At 72.3% G+C, this 24,887-nt stretch carries 23 protein-coding genes; 9 read left to right on the top strand and 14 right to left on the bottom strand.

What is annotated here, in order from left to right:
• Nucleotides 1-40 precede the first annotated feature (40 nt).
• Both DMB66_RS65645 and DMB66_RS40105 read right to left on the bottom strand, forming a co-directional pair.
• Nucleotides 41-3,112: a KR domain-containing protein gene (locus DMB66_RS65645; RefSeq protein ID WP_125809354.1), complete on the bottom strand. Its 3,072-nt coding sequence runs from the start codon at nt 3,110-3,112 to the stop codon at nt 41-43.
• 90 nt (nt 3,113-3,202) lie between these two features.
• Nucleotides 3,203-4,156 (bottom strand): sensor histidine kinase, encoded by a 954-nt coding sequence (locus tag DMB66_RS40105; protein ID WP_158647528.1) that lies wholly within the window; start codon nt 4,154-4,156, stop codon nt 3,203-3,205.
• 190 nt (nt 4,157-4,346) lie between these two features.
• On the opposite strand from DMB66_RS40105, the gene DMB66_RS40100 reads away from it, so the two are divergent.
• Nucleotides 4,347-4,724, top strand: coding sequence for a hypothetical protein (locus DMB66_RS40100; RefSeq protein ID WP_125809352.1), 378 nt, complete (start codon nt 4,347-4,349; stop codon nt 4,722-4,724).
• 26 nt (nt 4,725-4,750) lie between these two features.
• On the opposite strand, the gene DMB66_RS40095 is transcribed toward DMB66_RS40100, so the two are convergent.
• Nucleotides 4,751-4,933: an antitoxin gene (locus DMB66_RS40095; protein WP_125809351.1), complete on the bottom strand. Its 183-nt coding sequence runs from the start codon at nt 4,931-4,933 to the stop codon at nt 4,751-4,753.
• Between the two features lie 55 nt (nt 4,934-4,988).
• Complete coding sequence (gene malQ, locus DMB66_RS40090; protein WP_125809350.1) at nt 4,989-6,935, bottom strand: 4-alpha-glucanotransferase; 1,947 nt, start codon at nt 6,933-6,935, stop codon at nt 4,989-4,991.
• 175 nt (nt 6,936-7,110) lie between these two features.
• Here malQ and DMB66_RS40085 point away from each other — a divergent pair, with 175 nt between their 5' ends.
• Nucleotides 7,111-7,365 carry a hypothetical protein gene (locus DMB66_RS40085; protein WP_125809365.1) on the top strand — a complete coding sequence of 85 codons (255 nt, stop codon included), beginning with the start codon at nt 7,111-7,113 and terminating at the stop codon, nt 7,363-7,365.
• A 23-nt stretch (nt 7,366-7,388) separates the two neighbouring features.
• Entirely contained in the window at nt 7,389-8,624 is a 1,236-nt protein-coding gene (locus tag DMB66_RS65640) for a chitosanase (RefSeq protein WP_305026586.1), read from the top strand.
• Nucleotides 8,625-8,675: 51 nt separating this feature from the next.
• Here DMB66_RS65640 and DMB66_RS40075 read toward each other — a convergent pair whose 3' ends face one another.
• From DMB66_RS40075 to DMB66_RS40060, 4 genes are all read right to left on the bottom strand, one after another.
• Nucleotides 8,676-11,060, bottom strand: a complete 2,385-nt coding sequence (locus tag DMB66_RS40075; RefSeq protein ID WP_125809349.1) for a transglycosylase domain-containing protein — start codon at nt 11,058-11,060, stop codon at nt 8,676-8,678.
• A 94-nt stretch (nt 11,061-11,154) separates the two neighbouring features.
• Complete coding sequence (locus tag DMB66_RS40070; protein ID WP_125809348.1) at nt 11,155-12,390, bottom strand: glycoside hydrolase family 16 protein; 1,236 nt, start codon at nt 12,388-12,390, stop codon at nt 11,155-11,157.
• Nucleotides 12,391-12,501: 111 nt separating this feature from the next.
• A complete protein-coding gene (locus DMB66_RS40065; protein WP_125809347.1) occupies nt 12,502-13,620 on the bottom strand; it encodes a carbohydrate-binding protein in 1,119 nt (372 codons plus the stop codon).
• Between the two features lie 101 nt (nt 13,621-13,721).
• Nucleotides 13,722-14,150: an ATP-binding protein gene (locus DMB66_RS40060; RefSeq protein WP_370320145.1), complete on the bottom strand. Its 429-nt coding sequence runs from the start codon at nt 14,148-14,150 to the stop codon at nt 13,722-13,724.
• Between the two features lie 27 nt (nt 14,151-14,177).
• On the opposite strand from DMB66_RS40060, the gene macS reads away from it, so the two are divergent.
• On the top strand, nt 14,178-15,308 hold the full coding sequence (macS, locus tag DMB66_RS40055) for a MacS family sensor histidine kinase (RefSeq protein ID WP_125809346.1): 1,131 nt from the start codon (nt 14,178-14,180) through the stop codon (nt 15,306-15,308).
• 32 nt (nt 15,309-15,340) lie between these two features.
• A complete protein-coding gene (locus DMB66_RS40050) occupies nt 15,341-15,970 on the top strand; it encodes a response regulator transcription factor (RefSeq protein WP_125809362.1) in 630 nt (209 codons plus the stop codon).
• 73 nt (nt 15,971-16,043) lie between these two features.
• Here the strand turns inward: DMB66_RS40050 and DMB66_RS40045 are convergent, their stop codons facing one another.
• From DMB66_RS40045 to aroA, 6 genes are all read right to left on the bottom strand, one after another.
• Nucleotides 16,044-16,601: a DUF5709 domain-containing protein gene (locus DMB66_RS40045; RefSeq protein ID WP_125809345.1), complete on the bottom strand. Its 558-nt coding sequence runs from the start codon at nt 16,599-16,601 to the stop codon at nt 16,044-16,046.
• 10 nt (nt 16,602-16,611) lie between these two features.
• Nucleotides 16,612-17,481, bottom strand: a complete 870-nt coding sequence (locus DMB66_RS40040) for an STAS domain-containing protein (RefSeq protein ID WP_125809344.1) — start codon at nt 17,479-17,481, stop codon at nt 16,612-16,614.
• 269 nt (nt 17,482-17,750) lie between these two features.
• Nucleotides 17,751-18,617 carry a hypothetical protein gene (locus DMB66_RS40035; protein ID WP_199752900.1) on the bottom strand — a complete coding sequence of 289 codons (867 nt, stop codon included), beginning with the start codon at nt 18,615-18,617 and terminating at the stop codon, nt 17,751-17,753.
• Between the two features lie 81 nt (nt 18,618-18,698).
• Nucleotides 18,699-19,502, bottom strand: a complete 804-nt coding sequence (gene hisN, locus DMB66_RS40030; protein ID WP_125809342.1) for a histidinol-phosphatase — start codon at nt 19,500-19,502, stop codon at nt 18,699-18,701.
• A 225-nt stretch (nt 19,503-19,727) separates the two neighbouring features.
• Entirely contained in the window at nt 19,728-20,780 is a 1,053-nt protein-coding gene (gene rsgA, locus DMB66_RS40025) for a ribosome small subunit-dependent GTPase A (protein ID WP_370320143.1), read from the bottom strand.
• Between the two features lie 2 nt (nt 20,781-20,782).
• Nucleotides 20,783-22,075: a 3-phosphoshikimate 1-carboxyvinyltransferase gene (aroA, locus tag DMB66_RS40020; RefSeq protein WP_125809341.1), complete on the bottom strand. Its 1,293-nt coding sequence runs from the start codon at nt 22,073-22,075 to the stop codon at nt 20,783-20,785.
• A gap of 68 nt (nt 22,076-22,143) precedes the next feature.
• Between aroA and DMB66_RS40015 the strand changes: the two genes are divergently transcribed.
• The 4 genes from DMB66_RS40015 to DMB66_RS40000 form a co-directional block, all read left to right on the top strand.
• A complete protein-coding gene (locus DMB66_RS40015) occupies nt 22,144-22,833 on the top strand; it encodes an SOS response-associated peptidase (protein WP_125809340.1) in 690 nt (229 codons plus the stop codon).
• 230 nt (nt 22,834-23,063) lie between these two features.
• Entirely contained in the window at nt 23,064-23,459 is a 396-nt protein-coding gene (locus DMB66_RS40010; RefSeq protein ID WP_125809360.1) for a WhiB family transcriptional regulator, read from the top strand.
• A gap of 11 nt (nt 23,460-23,470) precedes the next feature.
• Complete coding sequence (locus tag DMB66_RS40005) at nt 23,471-24,070, top strand: alpha/beta family hydrolase (protein WP_370320132.1); 600 nt, start codon at nt 23,471-23,473, stop codon at nt 24,068-24,070.
• A gap of 191 nt (nt 24,071-24,261) precedes the next feature.
• Nucleotides 24,262-24,887, top strand: a 626-nt coding sequence (locus DMB66_RS40000) for a sigma-70 family RNA polymerase sigma factor (RefSeq protein ID WP_125809338.1), incomplete at its 3' end; no start/stop codon positions are given.

Raw genomic sequence — 24,887 nt, 5'->3', positions numbered from 1 at the left:
CAGTATGTCGGTTGCGATCCGGCGGGAGCTCGGCGCGGGGTCAGCGCGCGCTGAGCGGGGCGACGAACTCGATGCCGAGCAACTCGGCCCAGAGCTCGCCGTCCGGGCCGACCAGGGCCGCGTCGCAGCGGGCCCCGCGGTCGTCGCGGTGGCCGTCGGCCACGATGCACAGCGCCGGGCCCGGCAGCCTGCCCCAGCGGTGGATCCGGCACTCGGCCACCCCCATGGGCAGCACCGTGCGGTGCTCGTCCATCGCCCAGACGCCGCTGAGCTGCAGCGCGCCGTCCAGGGCGGCGAGGTCCACCGGCAGGTTGTCGTCCGGCCAGCCCATCGCCCGGGCGCCGAGCACGGTGCCGACCACGCCGTCCGGGCCGATCTCACCGAGCGAGCGGACCACATGCAGCCGCGGCCCGTGGAACAGCGGACGGCCCGCGTAGACCGAGCTTCCCGGGTAGCGGGCCGGGTCGCCGGCCGGCCGCCAATCCCGGTCCGGTCCGGGCGCGCCGAACCCGGCCCGGAAGCACGGCTCGCCCGCGTCGTCGCTCAGCCAGACCTCCCGCCCGAAGACCGTGACCCCGAGGGTCTGCGGGTGTTCCGTCGTCACCGAGCGCACTACCCGGACGCCGGTCAGCACGGCGTCCTGCTCGCGAACCCGTGCGGCGGCGGCCATCCAGCCGAGCCCGGCCGCCAGCGGCAGGATCGCCACGTCCTGCGGCCGGTGATCGGCGAGCCACGGATGCGTGCCCGCGTCGACGGCGACGCTGGCCGGCTGGGCCCGGTCGGGCACGGCGGACCTCGGGGCCAACACGACGTTGGCGGGCCCGTCGACCGCCAGCTCGGCGACGAACGCGGCGGCGCGGGCGTGGACCGGCACGACCTCGGTCTCCGGCCGGCCGGCCTCGCCGTCTGCCGGATCCCAGGCCAGCGACCGGACCAGGCAGCCCGGCCGGCGGCGCTGCTCGGCCTCGGCGACCCGGTCCAGGGTGGCGCCGACCAGGGCCTGGGTGCCCTGCCCGAGGTCGCCGCACCGGCCGGCCATCGACGAGAAGAGCACCAGGGTGTCGAGCGGATCCTGCGCGGTCGCCGCGAGCAGCGCGGGCAGGCCGGCGAGGTGAGTACTCAGCGTCCGGTCCGCGTCGGTGGCCGACTTCTCACCCGGGTGCCGGTCGCCGCTCACCTCGGCGCAGTGCAGCACACCCGTGATCGGTCCCCACTCCGAGCGGACCTGGTCGAGCTCGGCGGTCAGGCGGTCGGCGTCGCGGTGGTCGGCGTGGACGTACCGGGTCTCGGCCCCGGCGGCGACGCAGGCGTCGATGGTCTGCCGGATCTCGCGGGCGGCCAGCACCGCGCGGGCCCGGGTCCGCATCCCGGCCAGCCCGTCGGGCCCGCCGGTGCCGGCGGCGAACTTGCGCATCAGCGACACCTCGTCGTCGGCGCCGGCCAGGTGCTCCGGTTCGGCGCCCAATGGGGTACGGCCGAGCAGCACCAGCCGGCACCGGGTCGACCGGGCCAGCTCCACCAGCGCCGCGCCGCAGAAGCCCCGCGCCTCGCCGGAGGCCACGACCACCGAATCCGGGCCGATGACCCGCTCGCGCGGCGCTCCGGAGCCGGCGGACACCAGCCGCCCCACCGACCGGGTGCCGTCCGCGGCGATCCGGACCCGCTGCGCGCCCGCGCCCCGGGTGAGCTCGTCGGCGATCAGCATCGCCACGGCGGCGGGATCGCGGTCGCCGCGCTCGCACTCGATGGCGATGGCGGACGCCGACGGCCGCTCCCGGCCCACCGCGCCGACCAGCCCGACGAGGCCGCCGAGCCAGGCACCGGCCCGGCCGCCGGCGGTGTCGGCGACGGCCACGAAGATGCCGCGGTCCTTGCCGTTGCGGGCCAGCCACAGCGCGTTGAGCTGGGCTTCCATCGCCTCGTCGGTGGAGGCCGGCCGGGCCATGCCGCCGAGGATGATGACGCCGCCGTGGCCCGGGTGGCTGGCTACCCCGGCGGCCAGGCCCCGCGCGGTGAGCTCGGCGGCCACGGCGGCGCCGAGACCGCTGCCGCCGTCGACGACGTGGACGGGGCCGGCGTGCAGCCCGGGCGGGGCGAGGCCGCCGAGCGGGGTCTGCGCCCAGGACATGGTCAGCCGGGCTACGTCGACTTCCGCTAGCCCCGCGGCCGGATCCGCACTGGGCGGCTCCGTGACGGCCGGACGGGTCGGTGTGGCCGGCGCCGCCATCCCTGGCAACTCCGCGGGCTCGGTGTGCTCGATGGTTGTTCCCTGCCGGTCCGGCTGCGCCGGGACGGCAGTGGGCAGTGTCGCGGGTTCCTGCGGCTCGACCGGCGACCCGGCCCGGCGTTCAGTCTCGTTGTCGGCAGGAAGTGGCTCGGCCGGCCGGTCTGTTCCGGTGGCCGGATTGAGCGCCTCGGCACCGGCGGGAACCAGCTCGGCCGGCCGAGCCGCTCCGGTGGCCGCAGCGAACGCCTCGGCCAGGCGGTCCGTCGCGGTGGTCGAGGGGAGCAAGCGGTCCGTTGCGGCATTCGAAGGGAGCGGCCTTGCCGGGTGGTCTGTTTCGGTGGCGGGCGGTACCGGCTTGGCAGGGCTGTCTGTTTCGGTGGCGAGCTGCAGTGGCTCGGCCCGGCGGTCCGTTCCGGTCGCCGGCCAGAACCGGCGATTGGTGCTCGAGCCCGCCCACCGCCCGGCTGCCGCATTGGACGGTGCCGGCACGGTGCCGGCCGGACCGGGCACAGTGCCTGACTGGGCCGGCGCGGTGCCGGACGGGCCCGGCGCGGTGACCGGCGGGGCGGGCGAGCGCTGCGCCGGTCGGGCCGCTTCGCCCGGTCGGGCCGCTTCAGCCGGTCGGGCCGGATCGCTCGGTCGGGCTGGATCGCTCGGGCGGGCCGGATTGGTGGGGCGGGCCGGATCGGCGGGGCGGCCGGTGAGGGCCTCGATGACCCGCAGGTACTCCAGGTGCGCCTCGGTCATCAGCCGCTGGAAGGTCGCGTGCGCTTCCGCGCTGTGCCGCGCCAGTTCCAGCGTCTCCCAGCCGGGAGCTTCGGCGGGCTGGGCCGGCACCGCCGGCCCGGGTGGGGCGGACAGGGGGACGTGCGGGGTAGGGGGCACGGAAAGTCTCCTCGAATAGTACGGCTTTATCCGTACTATTCGGACACACGGCCGGGCGTCTCGCCGGCAAAACGGTGCGGGTTACCTCGGTCAGGCGGGGCTGCGGCGCAGCGCGAAGCGGGCGTGGGTGAGCCCGTTCACGGTTCGGATCGCCATCGCGTCGCAGAGCTGCTGGACCAGCCAGAGGCCCATGCCGCCGATCACGCCGGGGCGCGGCGGCAGATATCCGGCCAGCGGGCCGGGCGGCACCGTACCGTCGTCGGTGACCTCGCAGACCACCGCCTCGTCGGTCAGCCAGACGCGCAGCTCCCGTTGCTCGCCGCCGTGCCGGATGCCGTTGGTGGCGACCTCGCTCAGCGCCAGCAGCAGATTCTCGACCCGGTCCGGCGGCAGCCAGCCCTCCGCGGCGGCCCGCGCCCGGACCTGCGTCCGCAGGTCCGCCACGGTGTCGCGGACGGGCACGGCGATGACCGGCTCCCCGCTGACCGGGTACGGCGGCTCGGGTAACTCCGCCAGCAGCCGCTCCGGCGCCTCGTATGCCGCGCTGTCCCGCCAGCCGCCGTCGTGGAGCCGCGGATGGGTGCGGGCCGCCGTCAGCATCGCCTCCGCCGGCAGCGTGGCGCGGTCGTACGGGCAGAGCAGGTGCCCGGCCAGCCCGGCCAGCGAGCTGTTCAAAGCGGACTCGAAGCGGACCCAGGTCTGCGCGCCGTACGCCAGCGGGGTGTGCCCGATCAACCGCATGCCGGGGCGTCCGCTCGCCGCCGCGGCCCGCAGCAGCTGGGACCAGCCGGCGATGGTCCGCACCGGGCGGACATACCACTCCTCGGCCGGCAGGAACCGAACCTCGGCGGCGTCGCCGGCGAGGGCGTCCCGCAGCAGGCCGGTGTGCCGGGGGTTCGCCACGACCGCGACCGCCTCGTCCCGGGCCAGCCCGTCCCTGACGAACGCGGCGAGGGTGGTGCCGTAGGCGGTGTCACTGTCGTAGCGGAAGGCCGAGTGGGTGAACCGGGGTCGCGCGTCGGCGGCTGCGCCGCTTACCTGCACCTGGCCACCTCCGAGCGCCCGCTGATCGACCACGGTAACACCGGCGCTACGGGCCGGAAGAAGCCAGCGTTACCGGTGCACCACTGCGAGTGAACGGCGGCGGCGTTATATGTGAAACCCGTCATGCGGGTGGCCGGGTGCGGTCCACACTGGGCCCGATCAACCAACGTGGAGGTGAGTGGTGTCGGGTATGGGGACCAGCGCGCTGGCCGAGATCATCGGCGGTGGGCCGATGCGGGCCGCCGGGCTGCCACCGGCGAACGACATGGCGGCCATCCTGGCCGCCGTCCAGCACCGGGCCGGGCCACCGCTCAAGATCCGGCGGCACGAGGCCGAGGACGGCCCCGCCTACTGGCGCTGGGACTGCGACAGCTGCGGCGAGTACGGCGGCGGTCGGCACCACAGCGACGCGATCACCCGCGCCATGCGGCACTGCGGTGAGCACCCGGAGCACCGCTCGTCCCTGCTGCCGCCGTCGCGCTGCCGCGAGCGGGATCACCGGCTGGCCGTGCATCCGATGCTCTTCGCGCTCGACGACGACCCGCCGCCGGAGCCACTCGCGAGCTGAGCGCGAGCAGCCCCGGGAAGCGAAGGTCACCGCTGGTGGGTGTCGCCCTCACCGGTACGGGCCTGAGCCTGGTCCACACCCTTGTCGATCTGGCTCGTGTGCTTGTTGCCGGTGCGGTCGTCGATCTGGTCACCGGCCTTGTCGAGGCCCTTGTCGACCTGCTCGTCGTGCTTGTCGGCGAAGTCCTTGGCCTTGTCCATGAAGCCCATGTCAGTTCCCTTCCGTCGGTACGGACGGGGTGCCCGGGCCGTCGGGCAGCAAACCTCAGCCGCGGGTCTCGCCCTTCTTCGCGCTCAGCACCTCGGCGATCCGGGCGACCCGCGGGTCGGCGAGGACCTGCTCCAGGGTGGCCGTCAGCGGGATCCGCCAGTTCGGATACTGGTCCGTGGTGCCCGGCAGGTTGGGCTGGCGCAGCTCGCCCAGCACGTCGTAGAGCGACGCCGTGATGAACCGGCACGGCGTCCGGGCGAGGAACTCGTGCATCGCCACGATGATCTCCTCGGCCGGCGTGTCCGGGGTGATCAGGCCTTCCTCGGTGAGCTGGAAGAGCAGCTTCGCCCGGTCCTGGTCGGCGAACTCCTGCTCGGCCTCGATCGTCCCGGCCAGCTGGCCCAGCTCGGCGCGGACCCGGACCTGCTCGCCGATCAGGAAGCCGGCCGCCGTCGGCAGGTCATGGGTGGAGATCGTGGCGAGCGCGTTGCGCGGATAGTCCGCCGCGGGCAGGTAGCCCTCCGCCGGGTCGTCATAGTCCCGGGTGAACCACAGCACCGCCGAGCCGAGCATGTTCATGCGCTCGAGGGTCTCGGTGACCACGGGCAACACCGTGCCGAGGTCCTCGCCGATCACCACCGCGCCGGCCCGGTGCGCCTCGAGCGCCAGGATGCCGAGCATCGCCACCGGGTCGTAGTGCACGTACGTGCCCTCGGCCGCGCCCATGCCCGGCGGCACCCACCAGAGCCGCCACAGCCCGGCGACGTGGTCGACGCGCAGCCCGCCGGCGCGCCGGAAGATCCGCTGCAGCATGTCCCGGTACGCGGCGTAGCCGGTCTCGATGAGCTGGTCGGGGCGCCACGCGGCGAGCCCCCAGTCCTGCCCGAGCTGGTTGAAGGCGTCCGGCGGGGCCCCGGTGTGCACCCCGGCGGCGAGCACGTCCTGCAGCAGCCAGCCGTCCGCCCCGCTGGGATCGATGCCGACGGCGAGGTCGTGCACGATCCCGACCGGCATCCCGGCGTCCCGGGCCGCCTGGTTGGCGGCACCGAGCTGGTCTTCCAGCAGTTGCTGCAGCCAGACGTGGAACGCGACGCGGTCGCCGGTGCGGGCCGCGAGCACCGCGGGGGAGTCCGGGCGCCGCAGCTCGGCCGGCCAGGTCTGCCAGTTGGCCCCGTGCGACTCGGCGAGCGCGCAGAACGTGGCGAAGTCCGTCAGCCCGGGGTCGGAGGTCAGGTCCACCTCGCCGGCCAGCGGCCAGAGCAGTTCCAGGGCGGCGCGCTTGGCCTGCCAGACCGCGGTGTAGTCGATCAGGCCGTCGGCGGCCGGCGCCGGGCGCAGGGCGTCGACCTGCTCGCGCAGGGGCGGATCCGCCCGGCGGTACGCGGCGGTGTCGGCCACCCGCAGATACAGCGGGTTGGCGAACCGGCGGCTCGACGGCGAGTACGGCGACGCCGGCACCGGCAGCGTCGGGGTGATCGCGTGCAGCGGGTTGAGCAGGACCAGCCCGGCGCCCCGGCTGCCCTCGACGAAGCTCCGCAGGTCCCCGAGATCGCCCATGCCCCAGGATGCGGCCGAGTGCAGCGCGTAGAGCTGCAGCATCCAGCCCCAGGTCTCCGGCGGCTCGGGCAACTCGGTGGGCACCACGACCAGCGTCACCTCCTGGTCGGCGGTGACCAGCCGGTGCCAGCCCAGCGGCAGGTCACGCGGGAGCTGCCCGGCGGCCTCCACCCGCGAGCCGTCCTCCAGGTGGATCGTGCCGGTGAGCGGCTCGGTGCTGCCGTGCCGCACGACCACGGTCCCGGGCAGCCGGTGCCGCTCCCGGGCGGAACGGATCTCGGTGAGCGCGGCGGCGACCGAGGCCGGAGCTGTGGCATCGACGCCGAGCAGACCCAGCACGCCGATCACCGACTCCGCCGACACGTCCCGGCGCTCGCGATGCCAGTCCTCGTACCAGGTGGCCACCCCGTGCGCCTCGGCCAGAGCAGTCAGATCCGCGTCCATCCCGTCCCCTCACTCGACTCCGATGGCTCATGCCATCCGCCTCCGCTGGCGCTCCGGCGATGACATTCGTCCGGCGCGGAGTTGATGATTCACTCGCAAGCTCGCTCACTACCCTGCCCTGTCGCGGGGTAGTCCGGCCACGCGGGTCTTGCGGGTGTCCGCCAAGATGGATCGCATGTCATCTGCAGTGAAATGGTGGTCACGGCTCAGCGCCGCCGTGACGGGCGCCGTCCTGACGCTGGTGGTGCCGGTGCACGCCTGGGCGGCGAGCACCGGTGTGGCTGATGTGGCGGTCGAGGCGGCACGTTCGCGTCGCAGCCGCGGCGGCATCGGCTTCTTCGGCATTCTCGGCGGCCTGTGCTGCCTGGTGGTGGTCGGCGGCATCGTGCTGGCGATCGTCCTGATTTCCCGGAACCGCAAACGTCGCTGAGCCCGTCCACCTAGCTTTGAGGGGTGGGCATCCGGGCGAAAGCGATCGCGCTGGGCACGGGGATCGCCGCGGTCTGCACCGTGCCGCTGGTGATCACCGTCACCGCCGACGCGGCCCCGGACGTGCTGCTCTCCAAGGGCCGTCCGATCGTCGCGTCGACGGTGGCCGGCGCCGGATATGACGCCGCCAAGGCGGTGGACGGCTATGCGAGCAGCCGCTGGGCGGCCGGCGCGACCGGCACCCAGTGGCTGTGGATCGACCTGGGCAAGGCGCAGGCGGTCAGCCGGGTCCGGCTGCGCTGGGAGGGCGGGTACGCGAAGTCGTACCGCGTCCAGGTCTCCGGCGACGGCGCCGTCTGGCGGGATCTCTACCGCACGACCGGCGGCGACGGTGGCATCGACGATCTCAAGAAGCTCAGCGGCAGCGGCCGATACCTGCGGGTCCTCGCCACCCAGCAGGGCTCGGCGAGCGCCTACTCGCTGTACGAGGTGCAGGCCTACGGGCCCGGGCCGGCCGGGCCGACGGTGGAGAGCAGCGCGGTGATGACGTCGTCCGCACTCGCCGCCGGGCTCGCCGACCCGAAGAAGAAGACCTTCGCGCTGCAACTGATCTCCAGCGCGGAGAACTCGACGCTGAACTGGCGCGGCGAGTTCGGCTACCTCGAGGACATCGGCGATGGGCGCGGATACACCGGCGGCATCGTCGGCTTCTGCTCCGGCACCTCGGACATGCTGGCGCTGGTGAGCGAATACACCCGGCGCGCGCCCGGCAACAAACTGGCCCGGTACCTGCCGGCCCTGCGTACCGTCGACGGGTCGGACTCGCACGCCGGGCTCGACCCCGGCTTCCCGGCCGCCTGGAAGGCGGCCGCCGCCGACCCGGTCTTCCAGAAGGCGCAGGAGGACGAGCGGGACCGGATGTACTTCGCTCCCGCGGTCGCCCTGGCCTCGGCGGACCGGGTACGCGCGCTCGGCCAGTTCGCCTACTACGACGCCGCCGTGATGCACGGCCAGTCCGGGCTGCGCGCCATCCGCGCCGACGCCATGCGGAACGCCAAGACGCCGAAGCAGGGCGGCGACGAGACGGTGTGGCTCAACGCCTTCCTGAACGCCCGGGTCAAGGAGATGCGCACCGAGGCGGCGCACAGCGACGTGACCCGGGTCGAGACCGCGCAACGGCTGTTCCTGCGGGCCAGCAACCTGGACCTGAACGGGCCGCTGAGCTGGCGCGTCTACGGCGACAGCTACACGACGCGTTGACGGAGGGCCGGCTCAACAGCGAACTCGCAGGGGTTTCCGCCGCGGGCGGGCTCAGTCGGTGTCGCCCGGCTGCCCGGTGCCCGGCCTGCCCGTGTCCGGCCCGGCCGGGTCCTTCTCCTTGCCCTTGCTGATCTGGATGCTCACGTAGCCGCCCTTGATGGTCCGGCCCGCCGGCGCGGTGCCCGCGGCCTGACCCTTCGGGCAACTCGACGCGATCTCGCTGCCCGGGCCCGCGATGAAGCCGGCCTCCCGGAGCTTTCTGGTCGCGTCGGCCACGCTCAGGCAGGTCACCTCCGGGATCGAGCGTTGCTCACCCTGGGCGATCTTGTCGCCGGACGGCTTCTTGAACTGGTCCTTGTCCTTGCCCTTCATGATGTCGCGCACCGTGGTGATGACAGCCGGGTTCACGGTGTCGTGGCTCATCGCGTACGGGTGGTCCTGGTAGTCCGGGTTGACCAGATATCCGGCGACGACGATCGAGGTCGTCCCGATGATCAGCGAAGCCGTCTTCTCGCTGTCGGTAGTGCCGGTCTTGCCGAAGATCGGGTGGCCGATGATGCCGCGGGCGGCGCCGGCGGTCCGGCCGGCGCAGTTACCGAGCTGGGCCGAGTCGCCGACCGGGCAGCGGGCGGCGTCGATCGCGGCCCGGGCCACGTCCGGCTTGGTGGCCTGCCGGCAGCTCGGCTTGCCGACATCGAGCTTCTCGCCCTTGCTCGTGGTGATCTGCTCGACGGGCGTCGGGGCGCAGTATTTGCCGTCGGCCGCGAGCGTGGCGTACGCGTTGGCCATCTCCAGCGGCGTCGAGGCCGACACGCCGAGGGTGAAGGAGCCCCAGTCCTTGGCGTGCTTGGTGGCCATGTTCAGCTCCTGCGCCGAGCGGAACCGCACGCCGAAGCGCTGGGCGACGTCGACCACCTTGTCCGCGCCGACGCTTTCCTGCAGGGGCACGAAGTATGTGTTGACCGAGGAGCCGAACCCGGTCCACATGTTGTACGGGCCCTTCGTGTTCTTTGACGAGTTCGTCGGGCAGTAGTACCCGCCGCACGCGGCCGGTCCCCCCGCGTCACGGTAGCCGGACTTGTACATGGGGGTGGTGTTGATCGTGTATGCCAGGGGGTAGCCGTTCTCCAGCGCCGCCACCATGGTGAACATCTTGAACACCGAGCCGGCCTGGTAGCCGGTGATGTCGCCGCCGCCGGTGAGCAGCGGGTTGGTGGTGTTCGGATAGGTGCCGCGGATGTTCTTCGCGGCCTTCCTGGGGTCCGAGGACATCTTGTTGTTCGCGACGTCCAGCTTGTAGCGGCGGTTGGCGGCCAGCGCGCGGACCCGGCCGGTGCCCGGCTGGACGGCGGCGAGCAGCAGCGCGTCGCGGTCGTTGATGTTGATCTTGTCCGAGATGTTCTCCCGGGCCGCCGCCTGCGCCTTGACGTCCAGCGAGCTCTCGATCCGGTAGCCGCCGCTCTTGAGCCGCCGCTCCCGGTCGTACGGGGTCTTGCCGAACTCCGGGCGGTCCAGCCACCAGCGGTAGAAGTAGTCGCAGAAGAAGCCCCAGTGGTTGGTCTGCACGGCCGCGCACCCGTTGCCGGTGCGCTGCGCGGTCCTGGCCAGCTTGACCTTGACGGCGGCGGCCGCCGCCGTGGGGGTGATGTAGCCGAGGTCGCGCATGTTGCCGATGACCCAGTTGCGCCGGTCCAGCGCCTTGGGGTAGCCGACGGCCGTCGTCGGGTCGAAGCCACTCGGCGCCTTTACCATGCTGGCGAGCAGGGCCGCCTCGGCGACGGTGAGGTCCTTCGGCTGCTTGGAGAAGTAGACCTGGCTGGCCGCGTAGATGCCGTACGAGCCGTTGCCGAAGGGCGCCGTGTTGAGATAGCGCTCCAGGATCTGCTGCTTGGTGAGCTCCTTCTCCACCTGCATGGCGTACTTCATCTCGGTGACCTTGCGGGTGGGTGTGTCCTCGGTGGCGTCGACGACCTCCTGCGGGGTGGTCGCCGAGTAGGCCAGGGACATCTTCACCAGCTGCATGGTCAGGGTCGAGGCGCCCTGCTTGGCGCCACCCTGGTTGTTGTTCACCAGCGCGCGGACGGAGCCCTTGAGGTCGACGCCGTTGTGCTTGTAGAACTGGTGGTCCTCGGCGGCGACGATCGCGTTCTGCATGTTGATCGAGATGTTCTTGAGCGGGACGTCGCTGCGGAACTCGTCGTAGAACACCGCGATGGGTGTCTTGTTGTCGGCCGCGAAGACCCGGGTCAGCTGCGGGGCGGTGGCCTGCTTGAGCTGGCTGGGCAGGCTCGCGAAGGCCTCGCCGCCGGCCTTGGCCGCGAGACCCGACATGGCCACGGCGGGGAAGGCGGCAGCGGCCACGGCGACTCCGGCCAGCAGGCCGCAAACCAGGAGCGAGGACACGTTCGTGACAAAGTGGTGGTCGCGTCCACGCATCAAGAAAATCCGTTCGCAGATTAGATGAAAATCAATGCCGCCCGGGGCGCCGAAACGGCCCGGGCGGCAGAGTAGCGGTTCCGCGCAACGGGTGTCAGGCCTTGGTCCACTTCTGGTTCATGGTGCCGCCGCAGTCCCAGAGTTGCAACTGGGCGCCGTTGGCGCTGTTCCACTCCTTGACGTCGACGCACCTGTTGGCCGAGACGTTCACCAGGTCACCCGCGGCCGACAGGGTGAATCGCTGCACCGGGTTGCCGTTGCAGGTGACGAGCTGGATGGGGGTGCCGTTGGCCAGCGCGCCACCGGCCGGGTCCATGCACTTGCCCATACCGCGCAGCGTGCCGTCGCCGTTCGGCGTCCACTGCTGCGCGGCGCTGCCGTTGCAGTCCCAGAGCTGCAGCCGGGCGCCGTCGGCCGGGTTGCCGGACGGGATGTCGATGCAGCGGCCGCTGAAGTTCGACCTCAGCGCGCTGGCACCGGTGCCGGGCGGCGGGCCGCCGTCGGTCCACGCCGAGACGCGGACGTAGTCGACGAGCATCGTCTGCGGGAACGAGGTGCTGGCGTCCGGATAGCCGGGCCAGTAGCCGCCGACCGCCACGTTCAGGATCATGAAGAACGAGTGGTCGAAGACCCACCGGTCGCCGCCGAGGCCGGCCGGGGTGATCCGGAAGTATTCCGCGCCGTCGAGGAACCAGACGATCAGGTTGGGCGACCACTCCACCGCGTAGTTATGGAACGCGTCACCGAGCGCGGCCCCGATCGTGCGGCCGCCGCCGATGCCCTCGGCGCCGGAGTAACCGGGGCCGTGCACCGTGCCGTGCACCGTGTTCGGCTCCTTGCCGACGTTCTCCATGATGTCGATCTCGCCGGTGGTCGGCCAGCTGTTGCCGCCGAGCATCCAGAACGCCGGCCAGATGCCCTGGCCCTTGGGGATCTTGATGCTGGCCTCGAACCGCCCGTAGGTCTGTGCGAACTTGTCGGCGGTCAGGATCCGGCCGGACGTGTACTGGCAGGTGCCGTAGTGGCACTGGTAGTTGGCCGGGTTCTCCCGGCGGGCGGTGATCGCCAGGTGACCCTGCCCGTCCTGCCGGACGTTGCTCGTCGAGTTGGTGTAGTACTGCTGCTCGTTGTTGCCCCAGCCGCTGCCGCCGATGTCGAATTTCCATTTGCTGGCGTCGATGGGGCTGTTGGCGGCGCCGTTGAACTCGTCCTGCCAGGTGATGCCGCCGATGGCGGCATCGGCGGTGTCGTTGCGGGAGGTGGCCACGAGACTGCTCGCGAGCGTCACGGCGACGACCGCCGCCGCGAGCAGTGTGCGGGTTTTGCGCATGGGGATGTGCCTCCGGGGGAGAGGTTGTTAACACTCTTAGCAGTGTTTACAGATTGACCGGTGTCAGTCAAGGAAGACTGGTTCCGGAACCCCGGATGGCGCGTTTTGGGTTTAGATCTTCTTGAACAGCGCCGGCAGCGCGGTCGGCTCCCAGCCCGGCAGTGAGGTGTGCGTCTCCTGCACCTGGTACCGGACGCCCTTGTAGGTCACCAGTTGCCCGGCGACGTAGTCGGTGAACGGCGCCCACTTCTCGGCAGCCGGCGCCGAGGTCGGCGGGCTCGTCGGCGTGGTGGGGGCCGGCGGGCTGGTCGGCTCGCTGGCTGGCGGCTCGGTGGCCGACGGCTCGGGGCTGGGCGAGTCGCTGGTGCTCGGCTCGGGGGTGGGATCGGACGCGGGCGGGCTGGTCGGCTCGGTGGCGGGCGGCTCGGTGGGCTCCGCCGAGGCGTCGGCCCCGGAGAAGTTGATCGAGTCGACGGTCAGCCGGCCCGGGAGGTCGGCCCGGTTGCGATCGTTTTTCACGGCCAGGCTCACGGCCAGCTTGAACGGCTGGCCGGTATCGAAGCCCGCCGGCACCTGCTGGCCGAACTGGCCGGCCTGGCGGACCGTCTGGCCCGACTGCTGCCCGGCCCGCCGGTCGACCTGCTGGCCGTCGACGGACAGCACGACCTCGCTGGGCGTCCAGTCCACCGCGTACGTGTGGAATTCACCGTCGGTGACCGGCTCGGCGAGCAGGTTCAGCGAGCCGGCGTTCGGCTGGGTGACGCCGACGAGCTCCACCGCGGGCTGCAGGCCCTCGCCCTCGGGCGCCTTGACCCGTGCCTCGACGCGGCCGGAGGTGCCGCGCAGCGTCCCCCTGCTGAACAGGCGCGCCGTGGAGAACGCGTTCCGCTCCTCCTCGCGCAGGACGATCTCGAGATTGCCCTCGCCGTCCAGCCGGACGTTGCGGGTGTCCTGGCTGAACTGCATGCCGTAGCCGACCCGATCGGTGCGCAGGCCCCACTTCACCGGGTCGACCGTGCTGCCCCGCGCGCCGGTGAAGTCGTCGGCGAAGGCCGGCAGCGACCGGCTCCGGCGGCTGTCGGTGCTGCGGTTGCGTTCCGCGGCGTCCGCGCTGTCGTTGCGGGTCGGCAGCCAGACGGCGGTCACCAGGCCGGCGGTCGCGACCACGAATGCGACGACGAATCGGGGGCGCAGCCACGAGGGCCGTTGCGGCGCGCTGTGTCGCGGCACGAGAAACCTCCGGGGGGCAATGATTCTTATGCGTCAGCAGAGACTTAAGAAGATCCGGGACCAAAGGTCAAGTCGTGGCGGGCGAAAACAAGAAAGATTCATCATTCCGGGCCGGTGCGACTCGAAATACGCACCGTCGTACCGCGGGGTCCGGTTTTGATCTCACAGGTGTCGGTCAGTTCCCGGACCAGCCAAAGACCCCAGCCGCCCGGTTCGTCCGGCGCGGGGCGATGCGGGCTGACCGGGTCCAGGCCGGCGCCGCGGTCGCTCACCTCGCAGACGACCGTGCCGTTGTCGGACCAGACGGTGAGCTGACCGGTGCCGCCCCCGTGCCGCACGGCATTGGTGAGCAATTCGTTGACGGCGACCACGAAATCCGCCAGTCGCTCGCCGGCCAGCCCGGCCTCGGCGGCCCGGGTCGTGACGGTGTGCCGCAGCGGGGTGACCCGGCTACGGTCGAACTGCTCGGAGATCAACGGTTCCGTACCGATGCCTCCGACGGTAGGCGACGTCTGATCATTCCGCTGGATGAGCGGGTCTGTGCGATTGTCGGGGTCATGGCGCAAACGAGTGGACTGCAGAACCCGTTGTGGCGGGCGATCGCGGTGTACCGGATCGCCGCGCTGGTCTACGTGACGGTGCTGGTGGTCCGGAACGTCGGCGCCTACGAGCGGCCGATGCTGGCCTGGCCGGTGCTCGCAGCGACGGCGGCGTGGACCGTCTTCACCACGTACGCGTATGCCGTGCCGGCCCGGCGCCGGCCCCCGCTGCTGGTGGCCGACCTGCTGGTCACCATGGCCGTGCTGGCCGCCAGCCTTCCGGTGGTCGGCCGGTACGCGCTAGAGCAGGGCAAACCGACCCTGGCCGTGGCCTGGCACGTCGCCCCGGTCATCGCCTGGGCGGTGGCCGGCGGCCGGCGCTGGGGCATCGCCGCGGCGCTCGCCATGGGCGCCACCGACCTGATCGTGCGGGCGCACTACGACCAGGCGGCCTTCACCGGGACGGTGCTGATGGTGCTCGCGGCCACGGCGGTCGGCTACCTCGTCGGCGTCGCCGAGGTGTCCCAGCGACGCCTGGAACGAGCCATCCAGATGGAGGCCACCATCCGCGAGCGGGAACGGCTGGCCCGCGACATCCACGACTCGGTGCTGCAGGTGCTCGCCCTGGTCAAGCGGCGCGGCGCCGGCCTGGACGGGGAGGCGGGCGAGCTGGCCCGGCTGGCCGGCGAGCAGGAGGCGGCGCTGCGCACGCTGGTCACCGGCCGCACCGCGGACCCGGTCGACGAGCACGCCGAGGTCGACCTGATCGCGTTGCTCGACCCGTACGCGTCGGCCACGGTGTCGGTCGCCTCCCCGGCCGGGGCGGTCCGGCTGCCCTCGCGGGTCGCCACCGAGCTCGCGGCCGCTGTCGGCGCCGCCCTGGACAACGTGGTGCGCCACTGCGAGCCGGGCACCAAGGCCTGGGTGCTGGTCGAGGACGAACCCGCCGAGGTGACCGTGAGCGTGCGCGACGAGGGCTGCGGTGTCCCGCCCGAGCGGTTCGCTCAGGCCGAGGAGCAGGGGCGGCTCGGCGTCGCCCAGTCCATCCGCGGCCGCATTACCGACCTGCGCGGCACCGTCCGGATCACCTCCGCCCCGGGGCAGGGCACCGAGGTGGAACTCACCGTGCCGCGCGCCTCGATAGGCTGAGCCCCGTGACAGAGCCACCCAGGACCCGGGTCATGGTCGTCGACGATCATCCGATGTGGCGCGAGGGCGTCAGCCGCGACCTGACCGCGGCCGGCTACGACGTGGTCGCCACGTCCGGCGAGGGCCGGCAGGCGGTACGGATCGCCGCGGCGGCGCGCCCCGACGTGGTGATCCTCGACCTGCAGCTCCCGGACGTGTCCGGCGTCGAGGTCATCAACGGACTGCTGGAGGCGGTGCCCGGCGTACGGGTGCTGATGCTCTCGGCCAGCGGCGAGCAGCAGAGCGTGCTCGACGCGGTGAAGGCGGGCGCGAGCGGCTACCTGCTGAAGTCGGCCGCCCAGGCGGAGTTCCTGGACGCGGTCGGCCGCACCGCCGCCGGCGACACCGTCTTCACGGCGGGCCTGGCGGGGCTGGTGCTGGGCGAGTTCCGCCGGCTGGCGGTCGAGCCGCCGGCCGCGGACGGGATGACACCGAAGCTGACCGAGCGGGAAACCGAGGTGCTGCGGCTGGTGGCCAAGGGCCTGTCGTACCGGCAGATCGCCGACCGGCTCGTCCTCAGCCACCGCACCGTGCAAAACCACGTGCAGAACACGCTCGGCAAGCTCCAGCTGCACAACCGGGTCGAGCTGACCCGGTATGCGATCGAGCAGGGCCTCGACTAAGCCGTGTTTCAAGGAGGTCGACGGCGAGGCGGCGCCTGGGCCCGCCACAGCCCGGCCCCCTTCTGACCACGGCCTAGCGGTAGTCCGGGGCGTTTGTCTCGTGCATGGCCAGTTCCTCGGCGCTGGCGCCACCACCGGCCGCGCCGGCGTCGTAGGCGATGCTGTCCGCCTCGTCGTCGTTGCCGGAGCCCTCGTCGGTATCCACGAGCCGGCCCACCGGCTGCGGGTCGTCGGCGTCGAGCTGGCCGTCGTCGTAGAGCGACACCGCGGAGTCCGGATCCGAGGTCGGGCTCGCGCCCCACACGTCGGCGTCGAACCGGCGCTGCTCGGAGGAGTCGACGGTCTCGTCGATCGGGTCCCGGCCGGCCGGCAGCGGGTCCTCGGCGCCGACGTCGGGCTCCTCCTGACGCAGCCGGTAGTCGAGCGGTTCGCCCTGGCGGGCCTCCTCGGCGGTGTCGCCGTAGCGGTTGGAACCGCCCGGGCCGACACCCGCGAGCGCGGCCGGATCGGCCCCGTCGGCCCACCGAGGGCTTTCCACCGAGTCGTACGCGTTCGAGTCGTCGTCCGCGGTCTCGGGCAGCCCGGCGGCCTCGGGGTCGGACACCTCGGTCGGGTAGTCGTTGTCTCGCATGTTCCGCAACCTACCCACGGGCCTGGCCCGCCATACCTGTGCCGGAAACTTGCCTGGCGGGGTGGTTCGGCTGGAGGTCTTCAGTCCGGTCACGGGTGGTGGCGGGGTGGTTCGGCTCGAGGTCTTCAGTCCGGTCAAGGGTGGTGGCGGGGTGGTTGGACGGGGGGAGGTCCAGGACGGCCCAGACGACCTTGCCGTCGCCCAGCACCAGGCTGCCCCAGCGCCGCGCCACGGAATCGATCAGCAGCAGGCCACGCCCGCCGTACGAGGTGACCGGCACCGGACTGCCGGCGAAGCGCGGCACGTAGGTGGACTGGTCGCGGACGGCCACCGCCACGCCCTCGCCGCGCAGGGCGAGCAGGACCGTCATCGGGGTGCGCGCGTGCGCGACGACGTTGTTGACCATCTCGGTGACCACGATGCAGGCCGGCCCCGCCAGCCCGGGCAGCTCCCAGCGGCCGCACGCCTCGGTGACCAGCTCGCGCGAGCGCCGGGCCGCGCCGACGACCGGCTCCAGGGCGGTCCGCAGGAAATGCCGGGGCTCGGGGGTGCCGAGGGCGGCGAAGGCATCCTCGGGAACCGGCCAGACCGGCAGTCCGGCGTCGTGCCAGGCCGCCGTGTCCGGGCCCGCAGTCAGCACGAGATGGCAGTCTGGCCAGTCGGCGGCGTCGCGGGCGACCTCTCGCAGCACCCCGACCGCGGCGGGATCGCCGACGGTGAGCTGCCGTACGTCGACGACAACGGCCTCGGGCTGCCCGGCGAGCAGTTCCAGCAGGCCGATCCGGACGCTCGGGGCGGTGGCGGCGTCGAGCACCCCGGCCAGCTGGAAGACCGGATAGGCCTGTCCGCCGTCCACCTGGTGTCGGACCTCGCTCGGCATGATCGCTCCATTGTGCCTAACGCGTGTGGGATTCGCATTCCGGCAGGCGATCGTCCCCGTGTGCGCGTTTTCGGGCTGTCTGTACCATATGGGCAGAAGGATATCCCCTGTGTACCCCGTGAGCGCCGGCTCAAGCACGTTCCTCGGTCGGCGGCTCTACCGGCCGGGTCGATTTGCCGTCCGGGTGGCTCCGCGCCCGGTGTTTTGTCGGCCAGGCGGCCTTGCGAGCTGGTGTTTCGTCGACCGGGGTGTCGGGTCGGCCGGTGGCTTCACCGGCCGGCGGGATGTAGCCGCGCGCCGTCCGCTCGTCGTCCTGCGGCGGAGCGTGCCGTCGCGTGGTGGTGCTGTGGCTCGGCGTAGCGGGTCATCGCGATCACCGCGACCAGGGTGACCACGAAGCCCACCGCGGCCAGCCACTCCCGGCCCGGATGGATCCGGTCGCCGAGCAACAGCAGCCCCACGATCGCCGCGGGCACCGCGCCGGCGGCGTCCATCGCGGCCACCGCCGCCGTGGTCGACCCGCGCTGCATGGCCAGGCCGAGCAGCAACTGCCCGACAAGCGAGTGGGCGACCAGCAGATAGAGCAGGGGATTGCTGCAGTAACCCGCGAACGACTGCTCGACGGCAAGCGGACGCGCCGCGATGGCCGCCGCCGAGAAAGCGATCCCGGCCAGGGAGCCGAGGGCGACCGAGCCGAGCGCGCCGTGCAGGCGCACCGCGAAGAAGCCCACCACGGCGATGACCGCCAAGGCCACGGCCAGGCCCACCACCCCGGCCGTGCCGAGCTGGCGCGAATGCGCCGGCTGGGCGGACAGGACCAGGGCGGTGATGCCGCCCAGCAGCAGCACGAGCAGCGCGACCTCGGCGACGGGCAGGGTCCATTTCAGCACCAGGACGCCGAGCAGCGCCGTCACCCCGAGCCCGGCGGCGACGCTGGCCTGCACGAGGAACAGCGGCAGGTCACGCCGGGCGACGAAGGCCAGCACAAAACCCAAGACCTGACAGAACAACCCGAGCAGATACGTACGGTGACACGCCAGGCGCACCAGCAGCTGTGGGTCGAAAGTGTGATGCACACTCGTTCGGGCAGCGGCCATCGACTGCAGCAGGTTGGCGACCCCGTACGCGGCAATCATCGCTGCGAGGTAGAACCAGCCCGGCGACATCACCCGGCGAGAATAGACCAGCTTCGGCAGGCCTAGGAGACTAACGGTGCGTCAGGGGACCCCGGCGGCCAGCCGACCGAGGATTTCCTCGTGCAAATGACTGTTGGTAGCGATGGCGCTGCCGGCGCCCGGCGCCCGCTCACCCGCGAGATCGGTGAAGGTCCCGCCGGCCTCGGTCACGATCGGGATCAGGGCGGCCACGTCCCACAGCGACAGCTCGGGCTCGACCATGACGTCCACGGCCCCCTCGGCGAGCAGCATGTAACCGTAGAAGTCGCCGTAGGCCCGGCTGCGCCAGGAATCGCGCATGATCCCCAGCATCGGGTCGAGCCGGCCGGCCTCCTCCCAGCTCGGCAGGCTGGCATAGCAGAAGCTGGCGTCCCCGATCTTGCGGACCGCGGAAACGGAGATCCGGGCGGCGGACCGCTGGTGCTTGCCCGCGTACGCACCGTGGCCCAGCGCGCCCCACCAGCGGCGCCCCAGCGCCGGCGCGGAGACCAGCCCGGCAACCGGCCGCTCGCCCTCCATCAGGGCGATCAGGGTGCCCCAGATGGGCACACCGCGAATAAAATTCTTGGTGCCGTCGATCGGATCGATCACCCAGTGCCGGTTGCCCTGGCCGGCGGGCGGGGTGGACATGCCAAACTCCTCGCCGAGCACACCGTCGCGTGGGCGGGCCCGGGCCAGCGTGGCGCGGATAGCCTGTTCGACCGCGGTGTCGGCGTCCGAGACCGGGGTGAGATCCGGCTTGGATTCGACATGCAGATCCAGGGCCCGGAACCGGGCCATGGAAATCGAGTCCGCGGTGTCGGCGAGCAGGTGGGCGAGGGCGAGGTCATCGGCATACGAGGCCATGCGGGCACGCTAGCTGATCCGCCCGGCCGCGCTGATCCGCCCGGCCGCGCTGATCCGCCCGGCCGCGCTGATCCGCCCGGCCGCGCTGATCCGCCCGGCCGCGCTGATCCGCCCGGCCGCGCTGAGGTGCCTGGCGGTGCCGATCCGCCCAGAGGTGGTGCCGGTCCGCCCGGCGGTGGTGGCGGTGCCGAGCCGCCGTCCGCCAGCTGCCGGGCCGGCCCGGTGTTACTCGCCCTGGTCGCGACCGTCGCCCTCGCCGGCCCGGGAGCTCAGCAGCCGGCGGTACGAAGCCAGCCGGCGCGGGTCCGCCTTGCCCGCCGTCACCCAGGCGTCCAGCTTGCAGTTCGCGTCGCCGGCCGTGTGACCGCAGTTCGGTGGGCAGTCGATCGTGCCTTCGACCAGGTCCGGGAAGCCGTGCAGCAGGCTTTCCGCGCTCACGTGCGCCAGCCCGAAGCTGCGGATGCCCGGCGTGTCGATGATCCAGCCGGGGTCGCCCTTCTTGCGCACCCGGGGCAGGCGCAGCGCCACCGCGCTGGTCGAGGTGTGGCGGCCCTTGCCGATCGCGCTGACCACGCCGACCGCTCGCAGTGCGTCCGGGACCAGGCGGTTGACCAGCGTTGACTTGCCGACGCCGGAGTGGCCGACCATGACCGAGATGCGCCCGGCCAGCTTGTCCCGCACCTCGGTCAGGTCGCTTTCCGGCTTGACCAGGACGAACGGCAGATCCAGCTCGGCGTAGTAGTCGAGCACGTTGGCCGGCCCGGCCAGGTCGGCCTTGGTCAGGCACAGCAGCGGCTCGATGTCCGCGTCGTATGTCGCCACCAGGCAGCGGTCGATGAAGCCGGTGCGCGGCGGCGGGTCGGCCAGCGCGCTGACGATGACCAGCTGGTCGGCGTTGGCCACGACGACGCGTTCGAGCCGGCCCTCGGGGGTGGTGTCGTCGTCGTCCGCCGTTCGGCGCAGCACCGAGGTGCGCTCGGCTATGCGCACGATCCGGGCCAGCGCGCCGGGCACCCCCGAGGTGTCGCCGACCAGGGCGACCCGGTCACCGACGACCACGGACTTGCGGCCCAGCTCGCGGGCGCGCATCGCGGTGATCAGCTCGTCCAGGTGCTCGGCGTCCTCGCGGATGCAGCCGTACCGGCCGCGGTCCACGGTGATCACGAGCGCGTCCACGGCGTCCTCGTGCTTGGGCCGGGTGCGGGTGCGCGGACGCGACGACCGCCCCGGTCTGATCCGGACGTCGTCCTCGTCGTATTCGCGCTTCTTGCCGGGCAGCTTCAGCTCCCTGTCACGAGGTCTGCCCAGAGCTCGGGGAACTCGGGCAGGGTCTTGGAGGTACACGCTACGTCGGTGAGCCGTACGCCCTCGACGGCGAGGCCCAGCACCGCACCCGCGTGCGCCATCCGGTGGTCCGCGTAGGTCTCGATGACGGCGGCCCGCGGCGGCCCCGGGGTGATCTCCAGCCCGTCGGGATGCTCGACGATGCCCGCGCCGATCTTGCCCAGCTCGGTGGCGAGCGCGGCGATCCGGTCGGTCTCGTGGCCGCGGATGTGCGCCACGCCGCGCAGGGCGCTCGGCCCGTCGGCCAGCGCCGCCAGCGCCGCGACGACCGGGGTCAGCTCGCTCACCTCGGACAGGTCGGCCTCGATGCCGCGCAGCGTGCCGGTGCCCCGCACGGTGAGCCCGGCGTCGTCCTGGCTCACCTCCGCACCGAGCGCGGTGAGCAGCTCGGTCAGCCGGCCGGCCGGCTGCCAACTGTCGCGCGGCCAGCCGGCGAGCGTGACGGCACCGCCGGTGACCATCGCCGCCGCGAAGAAGGGCGCCGCGCCGGACAGGTCCGGCTCGATGTCCCATGACCGGCCGCGCAGCCCGCCCGGCTCGACGGCCCACACGTCGGGCACGCTCTCGTCCACCGTGGCACCCGCGGCGCGCAGCATGTGGGTGGTCATCCGCAGATGCGGCGCGGACGGCACCGGCGGGCCCTCGTGCCGCAGCACCAGCCCCTTGGCGAAGCGCGGCGCGGAGAGCAGCAGCCCGGAGACGAACTGGCTGGACCCGGACGCGTCGATGACTGCCTCGCCGCCGGGGACCAGGCCGGTGCCGTGGACCAGCAGTGGCAACCCGCCGGTGGGCGAGGCCTCGATGACGACGCCCAGCGCGCGGAGCGCCTCGACGATCGGGCGCAGCGGCCGGTTGCGCGCGTGCGGGTCGCCGTCGAAGGTGACCGGGCCGTCGGCCAGCGCGGCCACCGGGGGCGCGAAGCGCATGATCGTGCCGGCCAGCCCCACGTCGACCCGGGCCGGTCCGCGCAGCGGCCCGGGCTCGACCGTCCACACCTCGTCGGAGGTTGTGTCCACCGTGACGCCGAGCGCGCGCAGCCCGGCGGCCATCAGCGTGGTGTCCCGGGCGCGCAGCGGGCGGCGGATCTCGGATGGCCCGTCGGCTAGCGCGCTGAGCACCAGGGCCCGGGCAGTCATCGATTTGGACCCGGGCAACCGGACGGTGGCGGTGACCGGTCGGCTGCTGACGGGGGCCGTCCAGGGGCGCTCTTGAGCTGTCACGGCACCCATTCTGCCGTCCGGGTACGACAACCCGCGCGGGACAACGCGGAAGACGCGCCCGGCGTAGGGTCGGCCTCATGTGTGGGCGGTACGCGACGACGCGGAGCGAGGCCGACCTCAGCCTGCTCTTCGACGCCACGAGCGTCACCGAGGCGCTGGGGCCGAGCTGGAACGTCGCTCCCACCGACCCGGTCCCAGTGGTCCGCATGGCGCAGCGGCACGGCGGCCGGGTGGTGGACACCGCGCGCTGGGGCCTGGTCCCGCCGTGGGCGGACGATCCGCGGGCCGGCGCCCGGATGATCAATGCTCGGGCCGAGACCGTGGCCACGTCGCGCGCCTTCGCCCCGTCGTTCCAGCGCCGGCGCTGCCTGGTGCCGGCCGACGGCTGGTTCGAGTGGGTCCGCGACGGCAAGCGCAAGCAGGCCTTCTACATGACCCCGCGCGACTCGTCGGTGCTCGCCTTCGCGGGCATCTGGACGATGTGGCGCGAGCAGACCCTGACCTGCAGCGTGCTGACCACCGCCGCGCTGGGTGGGCTGGCCGAGGTGCACGACCGGATGCCGCTGATCCTGCCGCGGGAGCGCTGGCCCGAGTGGCTCGCCGGTGGCGGTGACGCGCCCGCCCTGCTGCGGCCGATGTCGCCCGCCGAGCTCGCGGCGATCGACGTCCGGCCTGTCCGTCCGGACGTGGGAAACGTGCGCAACAACGGCCCGCATCTGCTGACCGAGCCGGAGGCGGTGGCCGCGCCGGAGGTGACCCTCTTCTGAATGACGAACTGAGAACAATTAGGGTGTCCGAATTGCCGCTTCGCTGACAAACGCGAAGTGTTTTCTCCGCATATGCTGCGGTTTCTATTTAGAAACTTTGTTTCGAGATAGACAAGGCCCTTGTTCTGATCTTCCTCCGTGCGATAGAAACCAGCGCCGGTGTGATGCCGATCCGTACGGTGCGGACCGACCATCACGGCTTTGCCGGTACCCACGGGGGAGGTGGGCTGATGACACGTGCTCGTATGCCGCGTCCACATGAGGTCGCGATTGCCAGGCGCGACCCGAGGCTGCTCAGCGCGATCGACGAACGCTGCAGTGACGAGGCGTGGCGGACCCGCGGCGCTTGCCGCACGGTCGATCCGGAAACGTTCTTCCCGGCTCCGAACGAGCCGTCCGAGAGCGCGGTCGCGCTCTGCGGGCGCTGCGAGGTGCAGGGGCCGTGCCTGGCCTGGGCGCTGCAGGTGGGCGACTGCCACGGCGTCTGGGGCGGGACCACTCCGCGCGAACGGCGGGCCATGCTCGTCGCCTGGCGCGAACGGGTGCGGTCCGACGGCGAGGAAGTCGACGACGGACCGGATGAAGAAGACCGCCGACTGCTCACACTGATGCCGGTGAGCCGCTAAAGATAGGAGCTGTGCGCAGCTTCTCGATCGAAACACCGCGCGGGCCGGCGGGGATCCGGATCACGGACCCCGCGGGCCCGCCGCTCTGTCAGCTCGTCCTCGGCCACGGCGCGGGCGGCGACGTCGACGCGCCGGATCTGACGGTGGTGCACGACGCCGCCGTGGCGGCGGGGGCCCGGGTGACGCTGGTCACCCAGCCCTACCGGGTCGCCGGTCGCCGGGCGCCCGCGCCCGCCAATCACCTGGATGAGGCCTGGACCGCGGTGGTGACCGGGCTCGCGGACGGCCTGCCGCTGATCCTCGGCGGCCGTTCCAGCGGGGCCCGGGTCGCCTGCCGGACGGCGGAGCAGCTCGGCGCGGCCGGGGTGCTCGCCCTGGCCTTCCCGCTGCACCCGCCGGGCAAGCCGGAGCGCAGCCGGGCCGGGGAGTTGCCCACCCGCATCCCGACCCTGGTCGTCAACGGCGACCGCGACCCCTTCGGCGTGCCCGGCGCCGGCGGGGCGGTCGAGGTGGCAGTACGCCCCGGCGCGGTCCACGATCTCCGCCGTGACCTGCCCGGTACGGCGGCGATCGTGGTCGGTTGGCTGCGGTCACACAGTTGGGTGCGCTGAGCCGACCCGCGGCGGAAGACCATGCCAGCCCCTTACTCGAGCCGACCCGCGGCGGAAAGGCCCGTGCAAGCCCGTTGCCTGAACCGACCCGTGGCGGAAACCCGTGCAAGCCCGTTGCGCGAGCCGGAATGCGGACTGCCCCGGGGTCGTTACACAACCCGGATGGCTGTACGTCGGAAGGGGTACCTCAAGTGCAAGCCGGAACCGGATTCGTCCAGCGCGGCGGGCCGCAGGCGCGCAAGGTGCGGGAGTTGTTGCACGCACCCGAGTGGCCCGCGGCTGTCTCGAAGCCCGTCTCGTCGTTGGTGAGCGTCAGCACACCGACGGTTTTTGAAACTACTGACGGGGCACTACCCGTATCCTCGGCGGGGCGGTCGAGGGGAGAGGTGCGGGTGACGCCAACAGAGCGGACGGAACGGACCGAACGCAGCGAGAAGACCGACGAGCGCCGGGCGCGCTTCGAGCGGGACGCGCTGCCGTTCGTCGACCAGCTGTATGCGGCGGGCCTGCGCATGACGCGCAACCCGGCCGATGCCGAGGACCTCGTCCAGGAGACCTTCCTCAAGGCGTTCTCCGCATTCCACCAGTTCGAGGAGGGTACGAACCTCAAGGCCTGGCTGTACCGCATCCTCACGAACACCTATATCAACTCGTATCGGCGCAAGCAGCGTCAGCCCGTGCAGGCTCCGACCGAGGAGATCTCCGACTGGCAGCTCGCGTCGTCGGAGTCGCACACGTCCGCGGGTCTGCGCTCGGCCGAGACCGAGGCGCTGGACAGGCTGCCCGACAGCGACATCAAGGACGCGCTGCAGCAGTT

The sequence above is a fragment of the Actinoplanes sp. ATCC 53533 genome, assembly GCF_003947245.1.
The sequence above is the reverse complement of the archived record's forward strand: the minus strand, read 5'-3'. Positions and strand labels throughout refer to the sequence as shown.